At 70.7% G+C, this 5,384-nt stretch carries 5 protein-coding genes and 1 pseudogene; all 6 read right to left on the bottom strand.

Going from position 1 to position 5,384, the window contains the following annotated elements; genetic code table 11:
* Positions 1–464 (bottom strand): annotated as a pseudogene (locus Q1N79_RS00490) (hypothetical protein); the annotation flags it as partial.
* A gap of 384 nt (positions 465–848) precedes the next feature.
* Positions 849–1,298 (bottom strand): hypothetical protein, encoded by a 450-nt coding sequence (locus Q1N79_RS00485; protein WP_300602708.1) that lies wholly within the window; start codon positions 1,296–1,298, stop codon positions 849–851.
* A 478-nt stretch (positions 1,299–1,776) separates the two neighbouring features.
* Complete coding sequence (gene whiA, locus Q1N79_RS00480) at positions 1,777–2,760, bottom strand: DNA-binding protein WhiA (RefSeq protein ID WP_300602706.1); 984 nt, start codon at positions 2,758–2,760, stop codon at positions 1,777–1,779.
* Complete coding sequence (yvcK, locus tag Q1N79_RS00475; RefSeq protein WP_300602703.1) at positions 2,761–3,768, bottom strand: uridine diphosphate-N-acetylglucosamine-binding protein YvcK; 1,008 nt, start codon at positions 3,766–3,768, stop codon at positions 2,761–2,763.
* A 4-nt stretch (positions 3,769–3,772) separates the two neighbouring features.
* Positions 3,773–4,654, bottom strand: coding sequence for an RNase adapter RapZ (rapZ, locus tag Q1N79_RS00470; RefSeq protein ID WP_300602700.1), 882 nt, complete (start codon positions 4,652–4,654; stop codon positions 3,773–3,775).
* On the bottom strand, positions 4,635–5,384 hold a 750-nt coding region (locus Q1N79_RS00465), incomplete at its 5' end, for a helix-hairpin-helix domain-containing protein (RefSeq protein WP_300602698.1). The genes Q1N79_RS00465 and rapZ, both read right to left, overlap by 20 nt.

Below are 5,384 nucleotides of genomic sequence, written 5' to 3'. Positions count from 1 at the left end.
CCGGTCCCTGTCCTGATGCGCTGATCGCCCGCGACGTTCGCCAGCATGCCGTACTCGGCGTTGTTGATCAGCTCGGACTCCTGGCGCTCCTTGACGATTTCGATCGTCAGCCGCAGCTGCTCCTTGATCTGGTCGTAGGGGCTGCTGTACAGGTCGGAGACCCGGGTGTGGACGTCGACGACCGTCGTTACCGCGTTCAGGAAGTACTCGCGGGCGTTCTCCTCGTAGTCGACGTAGGTCTGCGGCAGCTCCGACTCGTCGCGCGGCGGGCAGGCGATGTCGATGGCCTCGGGATGCCTGACCTTGTTCAGCCGGTAGATGCCGGCCTCGACCGGCGCCCATTCCAGCATGCGTACCAGCCACCGCGGCGTGATTGTCACCATCTGCGGGACTGTCTTGGTGGCGTTGGCGAGCTGGCGGGCTGCTCCGTCGCTGAGTGCGAGCGGTTCCTGTGCAGTGGTCATCGGTCTTCCCCCGGATGTGCTAAGGACGGCTGGATCCTTCTTGCTCCCCGATCCGCGCAACCTTCGGTGCCCCGTCACCAGCGGTCCGACCGTGTCGCGTGTCCCGGCGCGGAGTTCGGTCGTGCGCAACCCACTGTAGGGCCATTCGCGTTCGGCCGAATGCAATTCAACAACCTTATGCGCTGCCATACTTGATTTCCAGATGGCTAAAACCGGCAACGAATAGCAAAATTCCCCTGCTAGCGTTATCAGGCGCAAAGACAACAATTTCAAGGAAAAAAACGATAAATCGCGAACCGGCACGCTGCCTGGGCGGACGGCCATCGGCACGGAGGCAACAATATCATTATTCCTATAGTTAATGAGCAGAAAGGCGATGTTCTCTCAGAGCTTGCCGCGGCTACGCGCGTTGAGGATGATCTGGGTCACCGTGTACGTGCTCAGTCTCAGTTTTCCTGCTATCTCATCCGGCCGCAGGCCCTGCTCGTTGTACAGCAGCGCGAGCTTCTCCTGCGACCGGCTCCACGGCTGGCGGACCGCACTGGGGGTGACAGGCCGCGGCCGCGGCCGCGGGCGGACGCGATTGGCCGCGGTCCCGGCTGCCTCCGCCGCCGGCACGGACGTGCCGAACGATCCGCGGCGCTGGTCGTGGTACTTGCCGCTCGCCAGCTCGTCCCTGGTGCGCTCGTCCAGGATCATGTACTGCTCGGCCGACTTGTTCACCCCGACCGCGACGATCGTCAGGCCCTTGGCGTTCTTCTCCTGGCACGCACCCGACATGCAGTAGTCGTACTTCTTCGCCCGCTCGGGATGCAGCTCGCACCCGCACGTCACACACTTCTTCATAGCTTTCGGAAAACACCCGGTGCGCTGCGATTATTCCAATGAAGAGGTTGCCCATGAAGAAGACCGCGAACACAGCGGTTCCCGTGCACCCGTTGCTTGAGGCGGCGCGGTGGGCGCCATCGGCGAGCGCGCCCACGGACGGCTGTTCGCGGCCCTGCGGCCGGGCAACCAGGCGTGGGCCGGCGCCGCCAGCGCGCTCATCCTCGTCGCGGCCCCTATTGATGCACGGGACGCAGCCGCCGCTCAGCGTCTACTTCTAGCCAGCGGCCGTCTCATTCTGGGAGGTTCGAACCGACTTAGGACCCGGGCGGCAGGTTCATTGTCCGTTTTATACGCATTTCGATCTGCCGCTCGGGTCCTATCTTGCGGCGAGGCGTCCGGATCGTGAGACAGCGGCTGGGCGGCCGGAGTCGGCATTGCGTCGGTCAGCAGGCGCCGTCAGCGGCCTTCGCCGCCGGGCACGTCACTACGGGAGCATGTCGGCGGTCAGGCAGGCTTCGGTGTTGGGCAGGCCCAGGTCGTGGGCGCGGCGGTCGGCCATCGCGAGGAGGCGGCGGATCCGGCCGGCGATCGCGTCCTTGGTCAGCGGCGGGTCGGCGAGCTGGCCGAGCTCCTCAAGCGAGGCCTGCCGGTGCGCGATCCGCAGCCGGCCGGCCATCGTGAGGTGCTCTGGGGCGTCCGCGCCGAGGATCTCCAGGGCGCGCTCCACCCGCGCGCCGGCCGCGACTGCCGCGCGGGCCGACCGGCGCAGGTTCGCGTCGTCGAAGTTCGCCAGCCGGTTGGCGGTCGCGCGGACCTCGCGGCGCATCCGCCGCTCCTCCCAGGCCAGGACGCTGTCGTGCGCCCCGAGCCGGGTCAGCATCGCGCTGATCGCCTCGCCATCGCGGATCACCACCCGGTCCACGCCACGGACCTCGCGGGCCTTGGCGGCGATCTTCAGCCGCCGCGCGGCGCCCACGAGCGCCAGCGCCGTCTCCGACCCGGGGCAGGTGACCTCGAGGGCCATCGACCGGCCAGGCTCGGTCAGCGAGCCGTGCACGAGGAACGCCCCGCGCCAGACGGCCTCGCAGTCGCAGGTGGCGCCGGACACCACCTGGCGGGGCAGGCCGCGCACCGGGCGGCCGAAGCTGTCGAGCAGGCCGGCCTGCCTGGCCAGGCTGTCACCGCCCTTGCTGACCCGGACGACGTACCTGTTGCCCTTGCGCAGCCCGCCGGGGGCGAGCACGAGCAGCTCTGACGGCTGGCCGAACACCTCGGCGATGCTCGCGCGCAGCCGCCGCGCCACGGCGGCGGTGTCCAGCTCGGCCTCGATCACGATCCGCCCGGGCGACCCGGTCAGGTTGAGCCCGCCGGCGAACCGCAGCAGCGTGGACACCTCGGTCTTCCGGCAGCACGGCTTCACCACCGGCACGCGGCTGAGCTCGTCCTTCACCAGGCCGGTCATCGCCATTCAGACACAACCCCCCTTGTCGTCGCGCCCCGCCCAAGCGGTCCCGAATACGGTTTGGTACGCGATCGCCAGCCGCACGGGGTCATGCGTGGCGCCGTCGCCCGCGGCGACCTCCGCCAGCACCAGCGACGCACGAAGCAGTGCCGCCGCCTTCTCGAGTTCGTCCTCCGCGCCGCGGACCGCGCCACGGTCGGCGAGCACCACGTCAAAAGACAATGATGGCGCGTGATCGGCGAGAACTTCCAGATGGCGGTGCGGGGAAAATCCTTCTGTCTCGCCGGGCTGCGGCACCAGGTTCAGCGCCACGAGCCGCCGCGCAGTCGTCTGGCTCAGGGCGGCGGCCAGCGACGGGACCAGCAGGTGCGGCAGCACGCTGGTGAACCACGACCCGGGGCCGAAAACGACCCAGTCCGCCGACAGCACCGCGGCGAGCGCCTCTGGCACCGCCGGCGGGTCGGCGGGCACCAGCTCGATCGACCGCACTCGTCCGGTCGTCACGGCGACCGCCGACTGGCCGCGCACGACCGAGATCGCGCGCGGCCGGGCCGGGTCCGCGCCTTCCACCGACGCGGCGATGTCCAGCGGCACCGCCGCCATCGGCAGCACCCGCCCGCACACCCGGAGCAGCCGCCCGACCCAGTCCAGCCCGGCCACCGGGTCGCCGAGCAGTTCCCCGAGCGCGGTGATCAGCAGGTTGCCGACCGCGTGCCCGGCGAGCTCGCCGTCACCGCCGAACCGGTGCTGCACCACGCGGGACCAGGTAGTCCCCCACTCGTCGTCACCGCACAGCGCGGCGAGCGCCATCCGCAGGTCCCCGGGCGGGAGCACGCCGTACTCCCGGCGCAGCCGGCCGGAGGACCCGCCGTCGTCCGCGACGGTCACGATCGCGGTCACCTCGGACGTCACCCGGCGCAGCGCGGCCAGCGACGCCGCGAGCCCGTGCCCGCCGCCGAGCGCGACAACCCGCAGCGCTCGGGCCGACGGCGCCAGCGGAGTCTGCGGTGTCAACCGGTCACTCCCGTCCCAGGTCCCGGTGCGACACCGTGACGTCGCGGCCGCCGAGGCGCGCCGCCAGCAGCTCGGCGACCGCCACCGACCGGTGCTTGCCGCCGGTGCAGCCGACGGCCAGCGTGACGAACCGCTTGCCTTCCCGCTCGAACCCGGTCAGCGACACGTCGAGCACGGTCACGTAGGAGTCCAGGAACGCCGCGGCGCCCTGCTGGCTGAGCACGTAGTCGCGCACCGCCGCGTCAAGCCCGGTCAGCGGGCGCAGCTCGGGAACCCAGTGCGGGTTCGGCAGGAACCGGCAGTCGGCGACCATGTCCGCGTCCACGGGAAGGCCGTACTTGTAGCCGAACGACACGATCGTCAGCCGCAGCCTTGTCATCGAGTCGCCGCCGAAGTAGCCGTGCATCCGCGCCCGCAGCTCGTGCACGTTCAGGGCGGAGGTGTCGAGCACGACGTCGGAGTCGCCGCGGACCGCGCGCAGCAGGTCGCGTTCGGCGGCGATGCCGTCGATGATCGTGCCCGCCCCCTGCATCGGGTGCGGGCGGCGCACGTTCTCGAACCGGCGGACCAGCTCCTCGTCGGCCGCCTCGAGGAACACCACCTGGGGCGAGACGCCGCGCGCGCCGAGGGAGGAGATCGCGGTCTTCAGGTCCGTGGAGAACGCCCGCGACCGCACGTCGACGATCGCGGCGATGCCGGCCAGCGACGCGCGGTCCGCCAGGTCCAGCATCGTGGGCAGCAGCGCGGGGGGCAGGTTGTCGACCACGAACCAGCCGAGGTCCTCAAGCGACTTGGCCGCGGTGGAGCGGCCCGCCCCCGACATCCCGGTGATGATGACGATGTCGGGCGCCCCGTGCGCCGTGCGGTCACCGTTCGTCTGTGTCATCGCGTCCCCCCGAGCTCCCCCGCACCTGTGGTCTGGCCAGCGTCGCGACGATCGTCCCGGCCAGCCGGGGCCCGATTCCCGGCACCGCGGCGATCTCGTCGGCCGACGCCGCCGACACCGCCCGCACCGAGCCGAACTTCTTCAGCAGCGCGGCCCGCCGCGCCGGGCCGAGCCCCGGCACGCCGTCCAGCGCCGAGGCGGTCGCCGCCTTGCCCCGCCTGGCCCGGTGGTAGGCGATCGCGAACCGGTGCGCCTCGTCCCGCACCCGCTGCAGCAGGTACAGCCCCTCGCTGCTGCGGGACAAGATCACCGGGTAGGACTCCCCCGGCAGCCACACCTCTTCCAGGCGCTTGGCCAGGCCGCAGACGGCCACGTCGTCGATGCCGAGCTCGGCGAGCGCACCGGCGGCCGCCGCGGCCTGCAGGGCCCCGCCGTCCACGACCACCAGGTTCGGCGGGTAGGCGAACTTGCGCTGGCCAGTCGCCACGGACCGTTCGGAGGAAAGAAGGTTTTGCTCTTCCCTTGCCTCGGGATCGCCGAGCCGGTCAAGCTCGCCGGTCTCCTCCCGCTCGGCCAGGTAGCGGCGGAACCGCCTGGTGATCACCTCGCGGATGGCGGAGATGTCGTCGCTGCCGTCGAACCCGCGCACGGAGAACCGGCGGTACTCGCTCTTGCGGGCCAGGCCGTCCTCGAACACGACCATCGAGGCGACCACATGCGTGCCCTGCAG

The organism is Trebonia sp. (assembly GCF_030042015.1).
Taxonomy (GTDB): domain Bacteria; phylum Actinomycetota; class Actinomycetes; order Streptosporangiales; family Streptosporangiaceae; genus Trebonia.
Note: the sequence above shows the minus strand (reverse complement) of the source record. Positions and strands in the feature narration are given on the sequence as shown.

Excerpts from the sequence above, each read along its gene's own strand:
- rapZ (WP_300602700.1), bottom strand. The coding sequence starts at position 4,654 with ATGACACAGACGAACGGTGACCGCACGGCGCACGGGGCGCCCGACATC.
- whiA (WP_300602706.1), bottom strand. The coding sequence starts at position 2,760 with ATGGCGATGACCGGCCTGGTGAAGGACGAGCTCAGCCGCGTGCCGGTG.